This is a genomic window from Undibacterium sp. Ji22W, from assembly GCF_049340305.1.
Taxonomy (GTDB): domain Bacteria; phylum Pseudomonadota; class Gammaproteobacteria; order Burkholderiales; family Burkholderiaceae_D; genus Undibacterium.
The window spans coordinates 1,387,851-1,409,532 of sequence record NZ_JBMPOU010000001.1 but is presented as its reverse complement, the minus strand read 5'-3'; the positions used below and the strand labels follow the sequence as shown (position 1 = coordinate 1,409,532).

Sequence of the window (21,682 nt, the reverse complement as noted above, 5' to 3'; positions counted from 1 at the left end):
TAAGCGGGAACGAATGTTAGAGCTCATTTGTGACATGTAGCAATACGCTTTTAATCCTTCATAAATCCAACCAAAACATCTAACACTGCATCGGCCTGTTCACTCATCATCGAGTGTCCACAGTTTTCAATGATGTGGATCTTTTTGTTATTGATCGCATTGGATAGCAAGGAGCTTGCTTTGACAGGCGTCATCATGTCTTGGCGTGCCAACACAAAAAGCGTCGGGCAATGCACTTTTTTCGCCGCTTCTTCGCCGTTCAAATAGGTATTGCAAGCAGTGAAGTCATTAAAAAAAACCTGCTCTGGATTGATGGCGGAAATTCTTTGCATCAAACGCATGCTGCCATTCATCACTGAGAAGCCGGGTCCTGGAGAAGACGGCTTATGCGCCATGCTGCTATGAGAAAAAATATTCACCATATCAATTGCTGATTGCTCATCGTGCTGTGCTGAAAACAATAAGGCATCTGACACTTTCATTGGGAATGCTGTGCCCAGCAATGCCAGTTTTTGTATGCGCTCTGGTGCCATGCTTGCTGCTTCTAATGCGATCAATGAACCCATGCTGTGACCTGCCACATACGCTTGTTGCACGCCACTGAGTTCGATTAACTCCAACAACCAACTCGCCAGTTTTTCTATGCTACTTAACGCCGGAGCAGCACTACGACCGTGACCGGGTAGATCGAGCGCTAACACACTAAAGCCATGATGCGCTAAATAGCGTGATTGCATTGCCCAAACCGAGTGATCGTTCTGTGCGCCATGCACCAGAATGACAGTTGGTAGATTAGGATTAAAGGCTTTGCCGCCAGTGTACGCGTAGACTTCTTTATTCTGTATCGTCAGGTACATCTTATTTGCCTTTCTGTGCCATTTTCAAACCACGTGCTAAGTCTTCGATCAAATCATCGACGCTCTCTAAACCAACTGAAAGACGTATTGTTCCTTCACCGATGCCTGATGCCACCAACTGTTCGGCAGGGACGCGGAAGTGGGTCGTGGAAGCGGGATGAATGACTAAGGACTTGGCATCGCCCACATTGGCGAGGTGTGAAAAGACTTTCAATGATTCAACAAAGCGTTGGCCTGCAGCGCGATCACCTCTAATGTTGAAGGAAAAGACAGCACCGCAACCTTTTGGAAGTAATGTCTTTGACAGCTCGTAATCGGGATGCGATGACAGTTCTGGAAATGCGATGGATTCCACCGCGGCGTGTGAGGACAAGAATTCAACAAGCTTACGCGCATTCGCGACATGTCTATCCATGCGCAGTCCTAAGGTCTCTATTCCTTGCAAGATCGCGAACGCATTGTGGGGACTCATGCAAGCACCGAAGTCGCGCAAACCTTCGCGACGGGCGCGTAGTGAGAACGCACCAACCGTGGACTCTTCGCTAAATACCATGCCGTGAAAACCTTCATAAGGTTCGCAGAGTTCAGCGAAACGGCCAGTCTTTTCATAGGCGGCTTGCCAGTCAAATGTGCCTCCATCAATTAAAACGCCGCCGATCGCCGTGCCGTGGCCACACAAGAACTTGGTTGCCGAGTGATACACGAGATCTGCACCGTGTTCAAACGGACGTAACAAGTAAGGTGTAGTAAAGGTAGAATCAAGCATCAAAGGCAAATGATTGTCATGGGCGATTTCTGCGATGGCAGGAATATTGAATACATCGAGGCCAGGGTTACCTAAGGTTTCACCGAAAAACACTTTTGTATTCGGTCGTATCGCATTGCGCCAGGCATCAAGGTCACGTGGGTCTACAAATGTCGTTTCGATCCCGAAGCGTTTCATAGTGTAGGCTAGCAAATTATGCGAGCCGCCATACAGCGCGCGTGATGCGACGATGTGTGAGCCGGCTCCTGCTATCGTTGATAAGCCAAGATGCAGTGCAGCTTGCCCACTCGCGACAGCGATGCCAGCAACGCCACCTTCCAGAGCCGCCATACGTTCTTCCAACACGGCGTTGGTAGGATTGGTAATGCGGCTATAAACATGGCCCGCGCGTTCCATATTAAAAAGGGACGCGGCATGATCGGAATCTTTGAATTCAAAAGAAGAGGTGAAATAAATCGGGGTAGCTCGTGCACCGGTAGCTGGATCGGCTACGGCGCCGGCATGCAATGACAAAGTGTCAAAGCCTGGGTATTTTGGACCGCTCATAAATTGGTATTCTCCCTAATTGGATGCCGACATCCTACGCACTTGCCTTGTTTTTGAAAAGACTTGACGTAGTATTCATTTTAGCAAACCACAGATCCCGCGAGATCTTGCAGTAAATCAAGAATACTTGTTCTTAATCACTAGATTTTTCCGGATGCTTGCGATACATTAGATGAAAGAAAGCAAAGACTGTATGGGAAATTCCTACAGTTGGGTGATAGCTAAGCTTTTAGGGTAGATTGGGTAGATCAGATCGGAGGAATAAGATGAAGGTTTCAGAGATTCTGCAGGTAAAGGGAAATATCCTTTTCACGATTACGCCTGATACACCAATGAAGGATGCAGTCAGCTTCATGGAAGAAAAAGACATAGGATCCTTAATCGTCATGGAGTTTGGCGATTTGGTGGGAATGTTGACTTTTCGCGAAGTGATTCGCGCCGTGCATAAAAATGGCGGTGCATTAGGTGAAGGCACCGTTCGTAAATATATGGATGACCATCCGATGACGGTCACTCCTGAGACAGAAGTAAATGAAGTGCGTCGCATGATGCTAGAAAAACATTCACGTTATTTGCCTGTGATGGATGCAAAGACCTTGATGGGCGTTATTTCTTTTTATGACGTTGCACGCGCCGTATTAGAAGCGCAAAGTTTTGAGAATAAGATGTTGAAAGCTTACATCCGCGACTGGCCAGTTGAAGATGAAAAAGAGCAGTCATAAATAGTGCGAAACCCACGATGTGAATTGTGGGTTTTTTTTTGTCTGTCGTTTCTTGAATTTGTTGAAGTGTAATTCCTGTTAGGTGATTTTTGTGTTGGATGAAAGTTTGATTAAGATTCGATAAAAATAAGGAGAAGAGTATGCAGGTAGCCATCATCGGTGCAGGTTTAGCTGGATTAACCGCAGCCCGTCAATGTCAGTCACAGGGGCATCATGTCACTGTGTATGAAAAAAGTCGTGGAGTTAGCGGACGTATGAGTACACGACAAACCGAACTCGGTGGCTTTGATCATGGCGCGCAATATTTTACAGCGAGCTCAGATCGATTCAAAAAAGAAGTCGGCGATTGGCGTAAATTAGAATGGGTAGTGCCATGGGATAGTAAGTTAGTCAACCTCGATCATGGTAAGACCAGCGCCGCAGTGGAGAGCACACAACGCTATGTACCAGTGCCGGGAATGAGTTCCTTAGGCAAACAGTTGGCACATGGTGTCGATGTGCGTTTGGAACAACAGGTCGTCGCATTAGAAGCTCATGGTGATCAGTGGATATTGTCCGTCAAAACAGACGAAATTCCGGTCGCCGCTTCTGCCGGTCCTTTTGATGTTGTGATCATGGCGATTCCGCCGGAACAAGCTTCAGCCTTATTGAAAGAGCACGCGAGTTTTAGTAAAGCAGTGGCCGCTGTGCATTTAAAACCGTGTTGGGTATTGATGCTGGGATTTCAACATCCACTAAACCTAGATTATGACGGTGCATGGGTTGCGAATTCACGGCTGGGTTGGATTGCACGTGATACGTCTAAACCTGATCATCGTGCCGGTGAACGTTGGGTTTGTCATGCGACATCAGCATGGAGTGTCGAGCATTTGGAAGATGATCATGAACGTGCTAAAGAGAAGTTATCCAAAGCGTTTCACGAAGCCACTGGCTCTCCAATCCAGGCGATCCATGCAGTGACACATCGCTGGCGTTATGCTCAGGCTGATGCGCCTTTGGCAGAGGCGTTTTTGTGGGACGCGAAGGCGAAGATTGGAGTTTGTGGGGATTGGTTTGCTGCTGGTTTGGAGGGCGGTGGACGAGTTGAGAATGCGTTTTTGAGTGGTTTGGGGTTGGCGCAGGAGATTGGTTGATTTTTGTTATTGTTGAGTTTTAGCTTTAAGAGGTGAGTTCGCGATGGCGTAACTTGCCTCTTTTGTTTTGATTCATGGAATTTCTTCATGTTTCTGTTTGTAAGATTTTTTGTATTTGCTTTACGGTTACAGGTCGGGGGTGGCTCGACAGCCACTTCCTTTCTTTGCTTCGCCAAAGAAAGGAAGCAAAGAAAGGCGACAGTTGATCACGATTGTTTTGATGTTGGGGTTGTTTTCGACCTTCCCCCGTTTGAGACGATGTAATTTGTGCTTCACAGAAAATGGATAAGAAAGAGTTGTTGTTTGAGCCGCAGGCGAGTTTCAACACTTTCCCATTTTTTGGGATGCACAAATTTTGCTGAAGCGTAGCGTAAGCACCCACAGGGCGAGTCTACGGTCGCTTTTTTTGGATTACCTTTTTTGACGAAGCAAAAAAGGTAATTGGCTGTCGGACCACACCCGACCTGCAAACGTAAATCAACGCAAAAAATAAAAAAGAGGAGAAAAAAATATCTCCTCCTTCTCGTTGCACTTTAATAGGACGCGCGTTAAAAATTTTAAAACTTATTCCTCACGACGCAAATGCGGAAACAAAATCACATCCCGAATGTTAGGTGAATCCGTAATCAACATCATCAAACGATCAATCCCAATACCGCAACCACCAGTCGGTGGCAAACCGTATTCCAACGCACGAATGTAATCGGCATCGTAATACATCGCTTCTTCATCGCCTGCATCTTTAGCGGCCACTTGCGCTTGGAAGCGAGCTGCTTGGTCTTCGGAATCATTCAACTCTGAGAAACCATTCGCGATTTCACGGCCTGTCATGAATAACTCAAAGCGTTCTGTAATTCCCGCAACCGTGTCAGAAGCACGTGCCAAAGGTGATACTTCAGCCGGGTAGTCGATAATGTAAGTCGGCTCCCACAACTGCGCTTCTGCCGTCTCTTCAAACAAAGCTAACTGCAATGCACCCAGACCTGCAGTCGCGAACGGTTTAACGCCAAATTTCTTCAATTCTGCTTTGATAAATTCTGCGTCACTCAATTGCTCTGCTGTGTAGTGTGGCGCGTATTTATTGATGGCACCGACGATGGTCAAGCGTTGGAAAGGTTTGGATAAATCTAGCTCTTTACCTTGGTAAGTCAATACTGCAGTGCCGTGTGCATCGACAGCAGCTTTGCGGATCACTTCTTCGGTGAAATCCATCAACCATTTGTAATCCACGTAAGCCGCATAAAATTCCATCATCGTGAATTCTGGATTGTGGCGTGGTGAAACGCCTTCGTTACGGAAATTACGATTGACTTCAAACACGCGATCAAAGCCACCCACAACTAAGCGTTTCAAATACAATTCTGGCGCGATACGCAGATACATTTCCATGTCCAGCGCATTGTGATGCGTGATGAATGGTTTTGCTGCTGCGCCACCTGGTATCACGTGCAACATCGGCGTTTCTACTTCCATAAAATCATGGCTATTCATGAAGCTACGGATGGAATTCATCGCTGCAGTACGGGCTTTGAATGTGCGACGTGTTTCTTCGCTCATGATCAAGTCAACATAACGCTGGCGGTACTTGGTTTCTTGATTCGACAAGCCGTGGAACTTATCTGGAAGAGGGCGTAGCGATTTGGTCAGCAAACGCAACTTCGTCACTTTGACGGTCAGTTCGTCAGTCTTGGTTTTGAATAATACGCCTTCAATCCCCAAAATGTCGCCTAAGTCATAATGACGGAAGGCTTCCATTTCCGCTTCGCCAGTTTTATCCGTTGTCACATACAACTGGATGCGACCGTCAGCTTTTAAGCCCGAAGCATCTTGTAAAGTCGCGAAGGCTGCTTTTTTGCCTGCTTCACGTTTGAGCATCATACGACCAGCAACGACGACTTCTACATTCTGTACTTCTAAGTCTTCACGACTGATGTCGCCGTACTGCGCTTGCAGATCAGCAGCCTTATGTTGCGGACGGAAATCATTTGGGAAGGCTACACCTTTCGCACGGATCGCATCGAGCTTGGCGCGACGTTCAGCGATGATCGAATTTTCGTCTTGTGGCAACTCTGCTGCTGTATTTTGTTGGTCGGACATGATTGTTCTCTAAAATTGAAATTGAATTTGTGTCGTTTGGTTGCGTAGACTAACTACACGCCTTGTTTGAGCGACGCTGCAATAAATCCATCTAAGTCGCCATCCAATACTGCTTTGGTATTACCCATCTCGTAATTGGTGCGTAAATCTTTGATGCGAGATTGATCCAAAACATAGGAGCGAATTTGATGTCCCCAGCCGACATCGGTCTTGGTGTCTTCCAGATTTTGTTTTTCACTCATACGCTTGCGTAATTCCAGCTCAAACAATTTCGCTTTCAACATTTCCCATGCTTCAGCACGGTTACGATGTTGACTGCGATCGTTTTGACATTGCACCACGATACCGGAAGGGGCGTGTGTTAAACGTACCGCAGAATCGGTTTTATTAATATGCTGACCACCAGCGCCCGAAGCGCGGTAAGTATCGACGCGCACATCAGCAGGGTTGATGTCGATTTCAAACGATTCATCTACTTCTGGATAGACAAATAAACTGGAGAACGACGTATGACGTCCGTTGGCGGAATCAAACGGCGATTTGCGCACTAAACGATGTACGCCAGTTTCTGTGCGTAGGAAGCCGTAAGCATATTCGCCTTCGACTTTCAATGTTGCGGTCTTAATGCCTGCAACCTCACCATCGGATTGTTCGAGAATGTCGACTTTGAAACCTTTGCGCTCGCAATAACGCAAATATTGACGCAACAACATCGATGCCCAATCTTGTGCCTCAGTGCCGCCAGCACCAGCTTGAATATCGATAAAACAGTTATTCGCATCCATAGGATTATTAAACATCCGGCGGAATTCCATGCCTTCGACTAATTCTTTTAGGTGTGCGGCATCGGCTTCGATGGCTTCCAGTGTGTCTTCGTCGTCTTCTTCGCGCGCCATCGCGAAAATTTCGTTGGCGTCTTTTAGATCGGCATCGATCTTAATGAGTGTGTGAACGATGGCTTCTAAGGATTTTTTTTCTTTGCCAAGTTCTTGTGCACGTTTAGGTTCTTCCCAAACTTTAGGATCTTCTAATTCACCGTTAACTTGTTCGAGTTTCTCTGACTTGACATCGAAGTCAAAGATACCTCCGAAGTTCGGCTTCACGACTGGTTAAGTCGATGAGCAGGTTGGCAATACTATTGAGGCGTTCGGCTTCCATGTGGGCTTCTTTTAGGTTGGATAAATAAACCCTTGATTATACCCGAGTGAGATGGGAACTTGCTTAACTTAGACTCAAATCGGTACCAATTCGGCCTTGATTCACTATAGATTGCGCTCAATTGGTCAGCCGTTTTCATGAGTCAAACCAAAAATTTCTGGATAACTTGATCATTCAGCGCGAAATGCCTATATCTGACCATATCTTTCAAGTAATAGTTTCTCCCATTACTTGAAAGGAAAATGATCAGAGAAAGCCTGTTAACAACAGTCTTTCTTACCAGACAGATTTTGAAACAGTGGGTTTTGATTGACGGTGACTTTCAAACCATACGCTAAGCTTGGTTTGAAAGCAGCTTGGGCAAATGTGATATTGCGTTTGTGTCGATTGACCACCATTTGGAAACGATTCTTCTTCGTCTAACTGCACAGTCGTCATCTTTTTCTCTGGTTCGGAACTTGACCAGTTTTCATCCCAATGGGATTCTGCACCACACACATCGCAAGTCAACTTATCAAATACCTCTTCGGTATGTTCTAAAATTAACACGGTTTTCATATGTTTCATTGCGGTGCTCCTTTGAAATGAGACTGCTGAGACAGTGGTTGTTACCGAAGTAGGTAGGATGTTCTAATCGATTATATTCCGTGGGGAAATTGTAGCGCGGGAACGTATCTCACGGTCGAGATTCTTTTTGAGTTGTTGTTTATGATAGCCAGTGATCCATGTTGTGCGTAAACGACCGGAACATGGATCACGAAATAGCTAGCGCCGGCCTGATTTAACTGGCGCTTTTTTAGGTTTTGCAGGATTGTAGGCAAGACCGGATTTAACGGTGACTGGCGCAACTTTTGCCGCCAGACGGGTCGCGGAACTCTTCCCAAAGGTGTTTAGCTTCGGTGCAGCACCTCGCTTGGCTGTTACCACGCCAGCATTGACTAAGCTTGCAACCACAGGTGCGCGCGAGGGAATGAGATGGCGTTCACTACTACCAATCAAATCTCCACGTCCCATGCGTAACAAACCTTCTTTGACGATCTCGTAATTCTCGGGTGCGTGATAACGTAATAATGCCTTGTGAAATTTACGAATCTTGCCTGAGCGGGCAGTTTCCACCACTTCGGAGTCTGCCGTAATTTTTTTCAGCGGGTTTTTTCTGGTGTGGTACATCGTGGTTGCCAACGCCATCGGTGTCGGCATAAAAGTTTGTACTTGATCGAGTTTGAAATCATTTTTCTTCAACCACAAAGCCAAATTGACCATGTCTTCATCCGTTGTTCCCGGATGGGCGGCGATGAAGTAGGGAATCAAGTACTGTTCTTTTCCTGCTTCTTTGGAGTACTTGTGGAACATCGCCTTGAATTCGTCATAGGCGCCAATACCTGGCTTCATCATTTTGGATAAAGTATTGGTTTCCGTATGTTCCGGTGCGATTTTCAGCAAACCGCCAACGTGATGCGTGACCAGTTCTTTCACATATTCTGGTGAACGGACAGCGAGGTCGTAACGTAAGCCTGAACTGATCAAAATTTTCTTTACGCCAGGTATCGCACGTGCTTTGCGATACAGCGAAATCAACTTGCTGTGATCGGTATTTAAATTGCTACAAATACCAGGATAAACGCAGGATAGACGGCGACAAGATTCTTCAATTTTCTTATCTTTGCAAGCGAGACGATACATATTGGCGGTCGGGCCACCGAGATCTGAAATGGTGCCAGTAAAACCTTTGGTCTTATCGCGAATTTCTTCGATTTCACGCAAGATTGATGGTTCTGAGCGACTTTGAATAATCCGTCCTTCGTGTTCGGTAATTGAACAGAAAGTACAGCCACCAAAACACCCGCGCATGATGTTGATGGAAAAGCGAATCATTTCCCATGCGGGAATTCGCGCTTTGCCATAGCTAGGGTGTGGTGCACGTGCGTAGGCACGATCATATACACCATCCATCTCATCCATCGCAAGTGGTAATGGTGGCGGATTGATCCATACATCACGATCACCATGCGCTTGAGAAAGTGCCTTAGCATTGCCGGGATTCGCTTCCAAATGAAATACCCGAGACGCATGAGCATACATCACGGGATCATCTTTGATGGACTCAAAAGACGGCAGGCGTATGACCGTATTGTTGTGTTTGTTACGTAGCATTGCTTGTCGTTCTTCGCGACTCATAATGCGTATGGCTTGCTGTTTGATAACATCAGGTTCAACAGTCGGTGTCGGTGCCGTTGCCGAACTGTCGCCAGTCGCACATTTTGCGTCTTTTTCCGGCATCATTTCATACGGATTGGTATGCGCTTCCACTTTGCCAGGCGTATCGATTTTGATCGATTGGATTTCTGCCCAGTCATCATTAGGTAACCAATTAGTTGGCGTCATGAATGCTGTGCCACGTAAATCACGGATGGTTTTGATCGATTCGCCCGCAGCGAGGCGATGAGTTAGATCAACAATTGCGCGTTCTGCATTTCCAAATAGCAGCAGATCCGCTTTTGAGTCTGGTAGCACGGAACGTTTGACTTTATCTGACCAATAATCATAGTGTGCAATACGGCGCAAGCTAGCTTCAATACTGCCAATCACGACGTTCACTTCGGGGAATGCCTCGCGTGCTCGTTGCGCATAGACGACTACGGCGCGGTCTGGGCGTTTGTTTGGATCACCGTCGGGTGTATAAGCATCTTCAGAACGAATCTTTCGATCGGCTGTGTAGCGATTAACCATCGAATCCATGTTGCCCGCTGTAATGCCGAAATAGAGATTAGGGCGACCCAATGCACGAAAATCCTCTGCGGAATGCCAATTCGGTTGACTGATAATTCCCACCCGAAATCCTTGTTGTTCTAATAAACGGCCGACCAAAGCCATACCAAAACTTGGATGATCTATGTAGGCGTCGCCAGTGATCAAGATAACGTCGCAACTATCCCAACCTAATACGTCCATTTCCGCACGTGACATAGGTAAAAAAGGTGCTGCGTGTTTGCCGCCGACGTCGGAACGGTAGCGCGCTGAGGCGAAGAGATTTTTAGGAGCAGGATTCATGGTCGCGATTTTACCTGAATCCTCAACTCTTCGCCCGCGTTATGTGAATTTCATCACTTGTAAGCCATTGTTTTTGTTACTGATTGTTAGATTTCGCATGAATCACGCCAAAGCCAGTCACTCTAAATACAATTGATCAACCGCCTTGGCGAATCATGGGCTCGGAGTTATGTGCATCTTTTGGATTTTAACTTTCCACATAGTGCGCTAGAACGCGGGTCGTTTTGCCGTCAGCAGAAGGTGTGAATTTAAGCTGAATTGATTTGTCGCTAGAAGTAAAAGAGGTGCTATTGCTGGGGATGAGTTGAATAGGGGCTTTGCCTGCAATTTCCACAAAATAATGGCTGTATTTCTGCGTCATGATGAGTGTCTTGCCGTTGTCGAGCGTATATTTTCCAATCAATTCTCTCGCTTCATCGGGGGATGCATATGCAGGCGTGTGTTTGGAATTTCCTTGGACTGTCACCTTTGCGTCTGTGTCACGATCTGTTGCGAGTGCGGTTGCTGAAATCATCAAGGTGACGAACGCGAACGCAGAGTAATGGGTTTTCATGAGAGCTCCTTGTCTGCTTTTGAAAGCAGGTTGAATTGACATTGATAGATAAAGACAGGGCGATAAGCAGTACGATAAGCAGAAAGACAAATTTCATGCGGTTTCGTATTACGTCAATCAAATTTGGCTTGATTGACTGTTTCAATTTAGAAGCTTTGATGAAAAGCGATAGGCCATCTGAGACAGGGTGTAAAAACTTATGGATTAACTGTAAAAAAAGGGGAGTAAATGCGGCAATGGTAAATAAATGTCATTTGAGGCAAGCTATGTATGACAAGTACAGGTAAAATCTTTTTGTTAGGAAAAAGCTACACCGTTTGTTCCTCATCCGCACATGTCGTCGTTACTCATTGTGACTTAATATATCGCTGAATTTGAGGAAATTATGAAGCTACAAAAATTTTGGGGATGTCGTGCGAGCTCGATTTTGTTGAGTTTGCTCATACTCAACTTGACTGCTTGTGCGACGTCTACATCAAACTCGCAAAAGAAAACTAGCAAAGTAGAGCAAGATGCTGCCTTTGATTCAAGAGTCGGCTCAGCAATGACTTCGCCTTTGAGTGATTTAAACATTGTGAGAATCGATATTCCCGAAGTCTTAATCAATGCGCGAAAAGCACCGTATCTAATTATCCCTGGTGCAGATTGCCCCTGGTATGAACGCGAAATTCAAAGTTTGAACGAAGTGCTGGGTCCTGATATTGATGCGGCAAAAATCGATGAAAATGGCAATATTGTTGAGCGAGAACTAGGAAATGCCACAATCAATGCATTAAAAAGTTTCACGGAAGGTTTTGTACCGTTTCGCTCATGGGTCCGACGCCTGACAGGTGCTGATAGCCATACGCGTGAAGTTGCAGCAGCAAGTATTGCGGGCATTGTGCGTCGTTCTTATTTGAAGGGTATTGTTAGTGGAAAATCGTGTCTAAACCAGGCTGCCGATATGGCGAAGTCGGCTACCGAAATTTCACTTGAAAAGAAGTAAGTTGCAGTATGAATGTCACGTTGTTGAATTGTTGATTGAATATGGTTAGCGTCTATAATTCATCACTATTTTTTTAATAGAAATTAAATTATGCAAAGAGACTCTCAGATGTTTAAAAAGGTTTTCTTAGGTTTGAATCTGATTCTAATAGGCATGCTGGTTGTTATAACGCCGGCTCATGCTTTCAATAGCAAAGCGGTTGCTACACCCGCAGTCGCGCATTTGGAAAAATCAGTTGTTAAAGTATTCTCAACATTGAGAGGCCCTGATCCATTCAAACCATGGGGCAAGGCTTCACCACAAGAGGTGACTGGATCTGGCGTGGTAATTGAAGGGCGACGGATTTTGACCAACGCACACGTCGTTGAGTATGCTAGTCAGGTACAAGTTCAGACTGGCCAAGAGGGCGATAAAGTATCAGCGACAGTCGTTGCCATTTCGCGTGGTATGGATTTGGCGATTTTAAAATTAGATGATGAGAAATTTTTTGAAACGCATGCGGCTGTGGTGCGCAGTAACAAATTGCCAGAAGTGACCGATGCGGTATTTGCCTATGGCTATCCGACGGGTGGTAATTCTTTATCGATCACGAAGGGCATTGTATCGCGTATTGAATTTGTTGATTATGACGGAAGCACTGGAGGGTTGCGGATTCAGATTGATGCCGCTATTAACCCAGGCAATAGTGGTGGACCAGTGATCGCAGGCGAGAAAATGATAGGACTGGCGTTTTCTGGTTTGATGAATGCACAGAATATTGGTTATATCATTCCGAACGAAGAGATAGAAATCTTTCTAAAGGATATCGTCGACAATAAATATGATGGCAAACCATCGCTGCTCGATGTGACGCAAACACTGGAAAATCCTACTGTACGTGAATATCTTAAGCTCGATAAGAATGTGGAAGGCTGTATCGTGCATAAACCCTATGATGGTGCTGCTAATGCAGGTCTGCATGAGTGGGACGTAATTACCCATATCGGCGATACCCCAATTGACAATCAATGCATGGTCAAGCTTAAGCCTAGTGTCAGAGTCATGTTCAAATACAAGGTTCAGCAAGTCGCAATCAATGGCAAAGTACCATTGTCAGTCATTCGGGCAGGTAAAGCTATGCAAGTACAGGCACCGGTATACACTGCGCGTCCACATTTGATCGGAGATTTGCAGGGCGGTTATCCCTCCTATTTTATTTTTGGTCCAATTGTCTTTTCACGCGCGACAGTCGAGTATTTGAGTTTTCTGAGTAACAATGCGCCGGCTCTTAATGGCTATGCCTACAATGCTAGTCCTTTGGTGACTTTGCGTGGTGAAATGCCTACGAAAGAGCGAGAGGAGCTGGTTGTCGTCAGTTCGCCTTTTTTTCCACATAAGTTGGTTACTGGATACAGTAATCGATTTGGCTCAGTGATTTATTCAATCAATGGTATTCCAGTGAAAAGTCTCAAGCATTTAGTGAGCTTACTGCGTGACATGCAAGATGATTTGATCGTGATTCACTACGATCAGCGATATGGCGAAACTATGGTGTTGCCACGCAAAGCCATGCTGGCCGAAACAGAAGGTGTTTTATCGGACAATGGCATTCGATCGCAAGGATCTGCAGATATGATGGCAATTTGGAATTCTAAATAAATGGCCGAAACTTCTCGTTTGAAGTTTTATAAGTACTAATAAAAAAAGCGCACGATAACTCGATGCGCTTTTTTATTGATAGTCGAGAATCGATAGGGGAATTAATCGAAACGCACGTCGATTAAAAAATATCGTGGAATTTTAGATTTTTTGCCTAATTCTTCAGGCTTAAAATTCGATTGCGTGACATCAGTGTAGGGTGTTGAGCCATTTGTTGATTTTGTAGGCATCATAAATATCAGAATGCTTTGGCTTTGACCCACTGGAAAATCAATTTCGCTTGAGCTTTCTTGAAAACTTTTTAAGATAAAGTCTTTTTGGTGAATGCCCAAGTTAAATTCTTTGACAACGCCGAATCCTAGAAAACGTAAATCGATTTTCGCGGTGCCAGCGTAAGTTCTTTGTGCTAAAACGCTAAAGCTAAATTCTTGCTCTTTGATTTTGAAGAATTCATCTTCTTTGGAATCAAAAACTTCATAAGTCTTTATTAATTTTCCCTTGGCAAAATCGCGAATAAAAATTTTAAAATTTTTACCCCATAGATGTGTGCCAGTGAACTTTATTTTGCTGACGGCAATTCCTTGAAAGCGTAAAACATTCATTAAGTCTTCATTGTCTACAGTATCTGTAGCACTTAATTTAATATTTGATTGCGCATTGGCAAGCGCAAATGGGAGCAATAGTGAGGCGATAAACAAAACAATTTTACGCATGATTCTTCCAGTCGAATTGAGAGAGTTGGAATTTATCGGGATCAAATTTAGGAGTGAGGCCGATGCCTGAGTTGAAGGTAGATGCTAATTTGTCCAAATATCTTATCATTGGTCGAAAGTTATCCCAACTAGCGTTAAATCAAAAAGCCTAAGATTGAGGTAATGTTGTCATGATTTTTTAATTAAGTGTACACATTGTTGCGTTGGAGACAAAATGGATCAGAAAAGTACGGAAGACTTCAAGAAAATACCCAAATTAAGTATGTTAGTCAAAGCGATGATTTGGCTATTTGCATTGAATTTGCTCGTGGAACGAGGATTGCAATTGCTACCGATTTATACGCTTGGTGATAATTTTAGCCTCAGCAATACGCTAGGAACCTCGTTGAGGTTGCCCTTTTTTTGGACAGGACTATTGGTGCCAATTCTGTACTTGCGTGCTTTATGGGCGGCCACAGATTTGTTGAAAAAGTATGAGCTAAGTCTTTCATTTGATTCTCTTTTATTCCGCGAGCTGCAAACACTCGGTACTTATTTGATGTATGCGGCGATGGCTGCAATACTGTTTGTGCCGACTATGGAAGCATGGTTCAATCAAGGATCGCATCGTCTTAGTTGGGATTGGAATATTGAAGCGGCGAGTGTTGGCATGATAGGCATGATTTTGAAATTTATTACGCAAAATTCCAAAGTCCTAAAACCATAAAAATCCATTGACGGAGAGAGAATGGGGCACTGATCCCTGATTACGCTTGTTCTACGTACTCGACCAATAATTGCACTTTGGTCACGCCGTTGTATTCATTAGCATCGAGCCTGAACGCTACTTTAATACGTTCACCAAAGCTGTCGGTATGTCCAAACCATATTGCATCGTAGCGCATGCCATTTTTTTCTAATACCATTTTTAAATGGCGCTCCTTAAGAATTCTTTGCGAAACAAGTTTGAATTCATCACAAAATATAGGGGGCGCAAAACCTTGACCCCATACTTGGCCGTCTAAAAGTTCGATAAAGTCGGTCGAGTAATATGCTTCCTCTAGGACTCCATCGGTTTCGATAATACGTTCTAGTTGTTCTTGCCTTAGCCACGTTTTTCCGACAGCTTCAAAGGCGATTTGAAATGCATCGAAATCTTCCGCGCGTATGGTCAAGCCAGCCGCCATTGCATGACCACCAAATTTTTGTATCAAGCTGGGGGCATGTTTAGATACTAAATCTAAAGCATCGCGTAAGTGAAAACCGGGGATGGAACGGCCTGAACCTTTGATTAAGCCTTCATCCCCTGGAGCGAAAGTAATCGTTGGGCGATAAAATTTATCTTTGAGGCGCGAGGCGACAATTCCAATGACTCCTTGATGCCAGGATGCATCGAATACCGTAATAGTGTGTGTGTCTTGTGCTTGAAAATCATCTAAATGCAGTAGGGCGACATCTTGCATTTCACGCTCGATGTCTTTGCGGTCAGCGTTGATGCTATTGAGCTCTTGTGCTATCTGCCAGGCGCGACCTTCATCGTCTGTGGTTAAACACTCGATGCCTAAAGACATATCTGCCAGACGACCTGCGGCATTCAATCTCGGCCCGAGCGCAAAGCCTAAGTCGAATGGACTGGCCAAACGCGGTTCACGCCCTGCAACCCGAAATAGCGCAGCGATCCCAGCATGCATGCGGCCGGCACGCATACGTTTTAAGCCTTGCGCAACCAGAATGCGATTATTCGGATCTAACTTTACCACGTCTGCCACAGTGCCTAATGCGACCAGATCAAGCAAAGTATCTAGCTTTGGTTGATTTTGTTGATCGAATTCGCCACGCTGACGCAATTCTGCCCGTAATGCCAGTAGTACATAGAACATGACACCGACACCCGCTAGATTTTTACTGGGGAAGTCGCAGAAAGGCTGATTAGGGTTAACGATGACGCTCGCTTGCGGCAACGTATCGGCCGGCAAATGATGGTCGGTTACCAGTACTTGTATGCCACGTGCATTTGCAGCAGCGACACCATCAATACTGGCGATACCGTTATCGACGGTGACGATAATGTCGGGTGACTTTTCACGTGCAGTGAGTTCGACAATTTCTGGTGTTAACCCATAGCCGTACTCAAATCGATTAGGTACGATGTAATCAACATCTGCCCCCAGCATTCTTAGTCCGCGAAGACCCACCGCGCAAGCGGTGGCACCATCGCAGTCGTAGTCTGCGACGATCACCAGTTTCTTTTTTGCGGCAATTGCATCGGCCAAAAATCTAGCTGCTTTTTCGCTGTTGAGTAACTGATTGGGCGGAATCAATGCCGGCAGTTCTGTCAATAATTCTTCAGCAGTCACGATACCGCGTGCGGCAAAAAGGCGTGCCAATACCGGATGCAATCCACTTTGTTTGAGTAATTCTGCTTGACGAAATGGATAGGGGCGGATGCTGATGCGTGTCATAGAGTAAAAAGTGTCGGTTAAAAGTTCACGAATAATTGCGCAGATTAACTTCTACATTTCTTGATTTTTTTGAATAGATGAACCTGTAAGATCTATTAAAAATTGAAGATTGGGCTTGCGCCAAAACTTCCATGCTTGCGGCGCACGGCAAGAAATTTGACACAGGCGTTGTCCATCACTGAGCACCAGCTTTAAACTCTTAATCTGTTTGTTCTGTAAGGCATTTAAAGCCGGTTTAAACCAGTTATTCTCGACCTGATTGATGCATGCTAACCAATTGCCCCAATCACTATTGAGTGCTGGTTCTAATAAGTCTTCAACTAAAATGCTAGCAGAATCGTTCTGATAGTTGATGGCATCAAAACGCTGCAGATTTCGCTGAGAGCGGTTAGTGTGAACTTCCGCACTGCCGCTATGCAACCAGACAGAATTAATGGTGTTGCGACCTTTTTCTTCGCGGGCATGATTAACTGGGTGTATATGCCACAGCATCTGAATTTCGTTTTGCAGCTTACGCCACGCCACTTCTTGTTCGCCCTTAGCAATCCAAATCTCCATATTATGCCCGGCCGCAGCATCCAGACTGGCCGTTTGTAATGATCGCCAATCATCTGCGCGTAAAAACCAAGTCTTTGCATCACCGTAGAGCAGAGATTTTCCTAACTCTTCGCAGATTTCACGTGCCGCTTCAAACAGATCGTGTGATTCTAGATCATTGATATCTAAACGGCGCTGATCCGTCATCACCATGTGATCGCGCGCAATGTGAATGTGGATAGGGCTTAAGGTGAACCAATATCCCGATGACATTTGAATACCTAATTCTTGCATGCGCTGATGCGTCAATGCAGGGCTGCTGGCGTTATTGTGTGGTGTTTCGAAATCGCGTGCCAACCAGTCTTCATGGGGCAACTGCCTAGCAAATTCATCATGTTCATGTATCTGCTTGTCCCGCGCATAAGCTAACAGACTTGCCAGTGCGGGCGTTTTCATATGCTTGACTAATTCTTTAGCCAGCGTGGCAGGGGGAATGCCAAAAGGCATGATAATTTCTAAATGGCTCATAGCGTCATTGTATGGCAAACTACGGGCTCTTGAAGGTTCGCAAGCAATTTTTCATCGTTTCATGTTATACATTTTTTGTGTGACAGTGACAGACAGACGAGATCTTGTTGTGATTGTTGAACTTTGCCTGAAGTATTTTGTGTCCGTTTTAAATTTATTGGGAATATCGATTTTGTGAATAACCTCTCCTTCGAATGGCTAGTTGGTTTGCGTTACACCCGCGCAGGGCGTCGCAGTAGCCGCAATAGTTTTATATCTTTTATTTCTCTTATTTCGATGGCTGGTATCGCATTGGGTGTGGCGGCTTTGATCATCGTCTTGTCAGTGATGAATGGCTTTCAAAAAGAAGTACGCGACCGCATGCTCTCGGTCTTGCCGCATATTGAAGTGTTTGATGCGAGCGGAGTCATTTCAGATTGGCAAGCGACCGCTCGGCAAACTTTAAAAAATCCGGCTGTTCTAGCAGCAGCGCCCTATGTCGATGCACAAAGTATGATCGTGAATGATGGTGTAATGCGGGGTGCGATGCTACGCGGTATTTTGCCGGAAGAAGAACCAAAGGTTTCGATCATCGCGAGTAAAGTTAAGTCGGGAAAATTAACGGATCTGAAAGAAGGCGCCTTCAACATCATTCTCGGCATTGACTTAGCACGGGCTATGCATGTTGGTATCGGTGACAAAGTGACACTAGCAGCACCTGAGGGACAGTTGACTCCGGCGGGCACTATTCCACGATTAAAAGGGTTTACAGTCGTCGCAGTGTTTGAGGCTGGTCACTATGAATTTGATTCTGGCATGGCTTTTATTCACATTGCGGACGCACAAAAATTCTTTCGTCAAGAAGCGCCGACTGGCGTGCGTCTACGAATTAAGGATATGTTAAAAGCTCCGCAAGTCGCGTTTGAATTGAGTCGTACGTTGGGAGGTAATTTGATTGCGCGTGATTGGTCACAACAGAATAGTAACTATTTTGCCGCAGTAAAAACTGAGAAAACGATGATGTTCATTATTCTCACCCTCATTATTGCCGTTGCGGCTTTTAATCTGGTTTCGACATTGGTGATGACCGTCACTGAAAAACAAGCGGATATTGCTATCTTACGTACATTAGGTGCATCACCCATGTCTATCATGAAAATTTTTATGGTGCAGGGCGGATTAGTGGGCTTGTTTGGAACCGCAGTTGGGGTGTTATCGGGAATTGTCGTTGCACTCAATATCGATATTATTGTGCCCTTTATCGAGAAAATATTGGGTGTGCAATTTCTCTCTAAAGAGGTTTATGTGATCAGCACCTTACCATCCGATTTACATTGGTCAGATGTCTGGACTATCGGCGGAATCGCGATCGTTTTAGCGTTCTTAGCGACTATTTATCCGAGCTGGCGTGCTGCCCGCGTTAAACCAGCGGAGGCTCTGCGCTATGAGTAAAATTCAAACGGTACTGTCGTGCAAAGATTTGACGAAGACATTTGGTCACGGCGAGCAGGCCGTTAAAGTACTGGAGTCTGTCGAGTTTTCGATACAAGCTGGAGAGCGGGTAGCCATTGTGGGTGCTTCTGGCTCAGGCAAGTCTACCTTGTTACACTTGTTGGGTGGATTGGATACGCCGAGCAAGGGTATGGTTAATTTATTGGGCCATGATTTTGCGAATATGAGCGAATCGGCGCGCGGCGATATTCGTAATAAATCATTAGGATTTGTGTACCAGTTTCACCATCTTTTGCCGGAATTTTCTGCGCTCGATAATGTGGCAATGCCTCTTCTAATCCGACGTATGCCGCGCAAGGAAGCTCAGGCAATAGCTAAAACGATGTTGAAGAAAGTCGGTTTGGAGCATCGTATAAGCCATGTCCCGGGTGAACTTTCTGGCGGTGAACGTCAACGCGTTGCGTTGGCGAGAGCTTTAGTGACGAATCCCGCTTGTGTATTAGCAGATGAACCAACTGGTAACCTCGATCGAGGCATTGCGGATCAGGTATTTGCTTTGATGCTGGAATTGTCGCAATCCTTTGGTACAGCATTTGTTATTGTCACACATGATGCAGATTTAGCGAAACGTTGTGATCGTATTTTGCGATTGAGCTCGAACGGATTAGCTGCAGGTTGACCGTTTGAAACAGTGATTACGTGGAAACAGTCAATATGGGATTTATGGAGATAGAAATGAAAAAAATAGCACACTCTTATGTATGGATATTTTTAACAAGTATGGCGATAAGCCACCTGGCCTATTCACAGGCAAATCCGCAGGTTATCACCGCAGCACAAATCGATGCTGTGGTCGAAAATGCGATGAAGGCCTTTAACGTGCCCGGAATTTCGGTTGCGGTAATTAAAGATGATCAAGTTGTGCATAGCAAAGGTTATGGTGTTCGTTCTATTAAATCGAAACAGCCGATGGATGCGCATACTTTAGTGGGAATTGCATCCAACTCAAAAGCCTTCACCGCGGCAGCACTAGCGATCTTAGTCGATGAGAAAAAGCTGCAATGGAATGAAAAAGTCACCAACATTATTCCAGAATTTAAACTTTACAATCCTTACGTGACCGACGAATTCACGGTGTTAGATTTGATGACACACCGTAGTGGTTTAGGTCTAGGTGCTGGTGACTTGATGTTTTTTCCGGATGGCAGTGATTTCACTCTTAAAGACGTGATTCATAATTTACGTTTTTTGAAACCGGTTTCTAGTTTTCGCGCTAAATACGATTACGACAATAATTTGTATATTGTCGCCGGTGAGGTGATTAAACGTGTCTCTGGAATGAGCTGGGAAGAGTTTATCGAACAGCGCATTATGAAGCCACTGGCAATGAATGAGAGCGCAGCGTCAATCACAAGATTAAAACACAGTGAAAATCAGGTTGATCCTCATGTGCCAGTGAACGGCATGTTACAAACGGTACCATTTAGACCGAATGAAGTGATCAATGCCGCAGGGGGAATTTACAGCAATATTCACGATATGAGTCAATGGGTTCGGATGCAGCTAAATAAGGGAACATATGGCGCAGAAAATAAGCAGAGACTCTTCAGTGAGAAAGTACAGCACGAGATGTGGTCGCCACAGACCATATTGCAAACAGGTACCAATACGGGATCTTACAACACTCATTTTGCTGCATACGGTATTGGGTGGGGATTAAGTGATGTTAAAGGATATAAGCAGGTGGCGCATACCGGTGGTTTATTAGGAATGGTCACGCAAGTAACTTTGATCCCAGAAATCAAATTAGGAATTATTGTGTTGACGAATCAGGAGTCAGGTGCAGCCTTTACATCGATTACTAACACGATTAAAGACAGCTATTTAGGCATGCCAGTAATTGACAGAGTGAAAGAAAATTATGAGCGTCAATTAAAACGTGATACCGAAAGTGAAAAAGAAGTGGCGGAAGTCTGGAAGGCGATCGAGACACAACAAAAAAATAAGTTGATCAATAAAGTCGATCAGTCAATTTACCTGGGAACGTACAGAGATGATTGGTTTGGTGATGTCCGCATAAGTGCAGAACACGGCAAAATGATTTTTAGCGCGAAACGTTCGCCCACGCTGACCGGGGAAATGCAATTCTATAAGGGTAATACTTTCATTGTGAAATGGAATGATAGAACCCTTAATGCCGATGCGTTCGCAAGTTTTGTATTGGATGTGGACGGAAAGCCGCTGACCTTGACGATGAAAGCAATTTCACCTGCAACAGATTTTAGTTTTGATTTTCACGATTTAAATTTCCGCCTGATTAAGTAGTAGAAGTAGCATCAAAAAGTTACTTAAAGAATTCTTCATTTGATAATAAACTGAGTCAAAACAACAGCTTATAAATACTGATTGCATGATCAGGTGTTTTCATTTAAAGTGACAACAACTGAATGCGCATACAGTATTTTAAAGTTTTTGATTACTTGTTCAGTTTTTGCAGTTTCGATATTTATCTATGGAGATTTCACC

General features: G+C 44.9%; 18 protein-coding genes. 8 read left to right on the top strand and 10 right to left on the bottom strand.

What is annotated here, in order from left to right; all coding sequences use genetic code 11:
• Window positions 1-50: 50 nt before the first annotated feature.
• Entirely contained in the window at window positions 51-857 is an 807-nt protein-coding gene (locus ACO0KW_RS06040) for an alpha/beta fold hydrolase (protein ID WP_423051602.1), read from the bottom strand.
• 1 nt (window position 858) lies between these two features.
• Window positions 859-2,169, bottom strand: coding sequence for an O-acetylhomoserine aminocarboxypropyltransferase (locus ACO0KW_RS06035; RefSeq protein WP_423051600.1), 1,311 nt, complete (start codon window positions 2,167-2,169; stop codon window positions 859-861).
• 266 nt (window positions 2,170-2,435) lie between these two features.
• Here ACO0KW_RS06035 and ACO0KW_RS06030 point away from each other — a divergent pair, with 266 nt between their 5' ends.
• Complete coding sequence (locus ACO0KW_RS06030) at window positions 2,436-2,891, top strand: CBS domain-containing protein (RefSeq protein WP_423051598.1); 456 nt, start codon at window positions 2,436-2,438, stop codon at window positions 2,889-2,891.
• Between the two features lie 140 nt (window positions 2,892-3,031).
• On the top strand, window positions 3,032-4,024 hold the full coding sequence (locus ACO0KW_RS06025; protein WP_423051596.1) for an NAD(P)/FAD-dependent oxidoreductase: 993 nt from the start codon (window positions 3,032-3,034) through the stop codon (window positions 4,022-4,024).
• A gap of 564 nt (window positions 4,025-4,588) precedes the next feature.
• On the opposite strand, the gene lysS is transcribed toward ACO0KW_RS06025, so the two are convergent.
• The 5 genes from lysS to ACO0KW_RS06000 form a co-directional block, all read right to left on the bottom strand.
• Complete coding sequence (gene lysS / locus ACO0KW_RS06020; RefSeq protein ID WP_423051594.1) at window positions 4,589-6,121, bottom strand: lysine--tRNA ligase; 1,533 nt, start codon at window positions 6,119-6,121, stop codon at window positions 4,589-4,591.
• Between the two features lie 53 nt (window positions 6,122-6,174).
• A protein-coding gene (gene prfB / locus ACO0KW_RS06015) for a peptide chain release factor 2 (RefSeq protein WP_423051592.1) occupies window positions 6,175-7,279 on the bottom strand; the annotation gives its coding sequence in 2 pieces (ribosomal slippage) (window positions 6,175-7,197 and window positions 7,199-7,279; 1,104 coding nt in all).
• Between the two features lie 276 nt (window positions 7,280-7,555).
• Window positions 7,556-7,846 carry a hypothetical protein gene (locus tag ACO0KW_RS06010; RefSeq protein WP_423051590.1) on the bottom strand — a complete coding sequence of 97 codons (291 nt, stop codon included), beginning with the start codon at window positions 7,844-7,846 and terminating at the stop codon, window positions 7,556-7,558.
• Between the two features lie 198 nt (window positions 7,847-8,044).
• On the bottom strand, window positions 8,045-10,246 hold the full coding sequence (locus tag ACO0KW_RS06005) for a YgiQ family radical SAM protein (protein WP_423051995.1): 2,202 nt from the start codon (window positions 10,244-10,246) through the stop codon (window positions 8,045-8,047).
• 271 nt (window positions 10,247-10,517) lie between these two features.
• Window positions 10,518-10,883, bottom strand: coding sequence for a hypothetical protein (locus ACO0KW_RS06000; RefSeq protein WP_423051588.1), 366 nt, complete (start codon window positions 10,881-10,883; stop codon window positions 10,518-10,520).
• Window positions 10,884-11,268: 385 nt separating this feature from the next.
• Here ACO0KW_RS06000 and ACO0KW_RS05995 point away from each other — a divergent pair, with 385 nt between their 5' ends.
• Window positions 11,269-11,868, top strand: a complete 600-nt coding sequence (locus tag ACO0KW_RS05995; protein WP_423051585.1) for a hypothetical protein — start codon at window positions 11,269-11,271, stop codon at window positions 11,866-11,868.
• A gap of 108 nt (window positions 11,869-11,976) precedes the next feature.
• Window positions 11,977-13,506, top strand: a complete 1,530-nt coding sequence (locus ACO0KW_RS05990; protein WP_423051583.1) for a trypsin-like peptidase domain-containing protein — start codon at window positions 11,977-11,979, stop codon at window positions 13,504-13,506.
• A 101-nt stretch (window positions 13,507-13,607) separates the two neighbouring features.
• On the opposite strand, the gene ACO0KW_RS05985 is transcribed toward ACO0KW_RS05990, so the two are convergent.
• Window positions 13,608-14,219 carry a hypothetical protein gene (locus tag ACO0KW_RS05985; protein WP_423051581.1) on the bottom strand — a complete coding sequence of 204 codons (612 nt, stop codon included), beginning with the start codon at window positions 14,217-14,219 and terminating at the stop codon, window positions 13,608-13,610.
• Window positions 14,220-14,433: 214 nt separating this feature from the next.
• On the opposite strand from ACO0KW_RS05985, the gene ACO0KW_RS05980 reads away from it, so the two are divergent.
• On the top strand, window positions 14,434-14,925 hold the full coding sequence (locus tag ACO0KW_RS05980; protein ID WP_423051579.1) for a hypothetical protein: 492 nt from the start codon (window positions 14,434-14,436) through the stop codon (window positions 14,923-14,925).
• A gap of 40 nt (window positions 14,926-14,965) precedes the next feature.
• Here the strand turns inward: ACO0KW_RS05980 and recJ are convergent, their stop codons facing one another.
• Both recJ and ACO0KW_RS05970 read right to left on the bottom strand, forming a co-directional pair.
• Window positions 14,966-16,660 carry a single-stranded-DNA-specific exonuclease RecJ gene (gene recJ / locus ACO0KW_RS05975; RefSeq protein WP_423051577.1) on the bottom strand — a complete coding sequence of 565 codons (1,695 nt, stop codon included), beginning with the start codon at window positions 16,658-16,660 and terminating at the stop codon, window positions 14,966-14,968.
• A 51-nt stretch (window positions 16,661-16,711) separates the two neighbouring features.
• On the bottom strand, window positions 16,712-17,725 hold the full coding sequence (locus tag ACO0KW_RS05970) for a hypothetical protein (RefSeq protein WP_423051575.1): 1,014 nt from the start codon (window positions 17,723-17,725) through the stop codon (window positions 16,712-16,714).
• A 165-nt stretch (window positions 17,726-17,890) separates the two neighbouring features.
• Between ACO0KW_RS05970 and ACO0KW_RS05965 the strand changes: the two genes are divergently transcribed.
• Genes ACO0KW_RS05965 through ACO0KW_RS05955 form a run of 3 tightly spaced genes read left to right on the top strand, consistent with a single transcriptional unit; the run spans window position 17,891 to window position 21,481 of the window.
• A complete protein-coding gene (locus ACO0KW_RS05965) occupies window positions 17,891-19,156 on the top strand; it encodes a lipoprotein-releasing ABC transporter permease subunit (protein WP_423051993.1) in 1,266 nt (421 codons plus the stop codon).
• Window positions 19,149-19,835, top strand: coding sequence for a lipoprotein-releasing ABC transporter ATP-binding protein LolD (gene lolD / locus ACO0KW_RS05960; RefSeq protein WP_423051573.1), 687 nt, complete (start codon window positions 19,149-19,151; stop codon window positions 19,833-19,835). The genes ACO0KW_RS05965 and lolD overlap by 8 nt, the downstream gene beginning before the upstream one ends.
• Before the next feature lie 56 nt (window positions 19,836-19,891).
• Window positions 19,892-21,481, top strand: coding sequence for a serine hydrolase (locus tag ACO0KW_RS05955; protein WP_423051571.1), 1,590 nt, complete (start codon window positions 19,892-19,894; stop codon window positions 21,479-21,481).
• Window positions 21,482-21,682: the final 201 nt, after the last annotated feature.

What these genes read in the sequence shown, in the direction of transcription:
- ACO0KW_RS05980 (WP_423051579.1), top strand. Translation starts at nt 14,434, where the DNA reads ATGGATCAGAAAAGTACGGAAGACTTCAAGAAAATACCCAAATTAAGT.
- ACO0KW_RS06005 (WP_423051995.1), bottom strand. Translation starts at nt 10,246, where the DNA reads ATGTCACGTGCGGAAATGGACGTATTAGGTTGGGATAGTTGCGACGTT.
- ACO0KW_RS05990 (WP_423051583.1), top strand. Translation starts at nt 11,977, where the DNA reads ATGTTTAAAAAGGTTTTCTTAGGTTTGAATCTGATTCTAATAGGCATG.
- ACO0KW_RS06025 (WP_423051596.1), top strand. Translation starts at nt 3,032, where the DNA reads ATGCAGGTAGCCATCATCGGTGCAGGTTTAGCTGGATTAACCGCAGCC.
- ACO0KW_RS06010 (WP_423051590.1), bottom strand. Translation starts at nt 7,846, where the DNA reads ATGAAACATATGAAAACCGTGTTAATTTTAGAACATACCGAAGAGGTA.
- ACO0KW_RS06000 (WP_423051588.1), bottom strand. Translation starts at nt 10,883, where the DNA reads ATGAAAACCCATTACTCTGCGTTCGCGTTCGTCACCTTGATGATTTCA.
- ACO0KW_RS05955 (WP_423051571.1), top strand. Translation starts at nt 19,892, where the DNA reads ATGAAAAAAATAGCACACTCTTATGTATGGATATTTTTAACAAGTATG.
- ACO0KW_RS06035 (WP_423051600.1), bottom strand. Translation starts at nt 2,169, where the DNA reads ATGAGCGGTCCAAAATACCCAGGCTTTGACACTTTGTCATTGCATGCC.
- ACO0KW_RS06040 (WP_423051602.1), bottom strand. Translation starts at nt 857, where the DNA reads ATGTACCTGACGATACAGAATAAAGAAGTCTACGCGTACACTGGCGGC.
- ACO0KW_RS05970 (WP_423051575.1), bottom strand. Translation starts at nt 17,725, where the DNA reads ATGAGCCATTTAGAAATTATCATGCCTTTTGGCATTCCCCCTGCCACG.
- recJ (WP_423051577.1), bottom strand. Translation starts at nt 16,660, where the DNA reads ATGACACGCATCAGCATCCGCCCCTATCCATTTCGTCAAGCAGAATTA.
- ACO0KW_RS06030 (WP_423051598.1), top strand. Translation starts at nt 2,436, where the DNA reads ATGAAGGTTTCAGAGATTCTGCAGGTAAAGGGAAATATCCTTTTCACG.
- ACO0KW_RS05985 (WP_423051581.1), bottom strand. Translation starts at nt 14,219, where the DNA reads ATGCGTAAAATTGTTTTGTTTATCGCCTCACTATTGCTCCCATTTGCG.
- lysS (WP_423051594.1), bottom strand. Translation starts at nt 6,121, where the DNA reads ATGTCCGACCAACAAAATACAGCAGCAGAGTTGCCACAAGACGAAAAT.
- lolD (WP_423051573.1), top strand. Translation starts at nt 19,149, where the DNA reads ATGAGTAAAATTCAAACGGTACTGTCGTGCAAAGATTTGACGAAGACA.
- ACO0KW_RS05995 (WP_423051585.1), top strand. Translation starts at nt 11,269, where the DNA reads ATGAAGCTACAAAAATTTTGGGGATGTCGTGCGAGCTCGATTTTGTTG.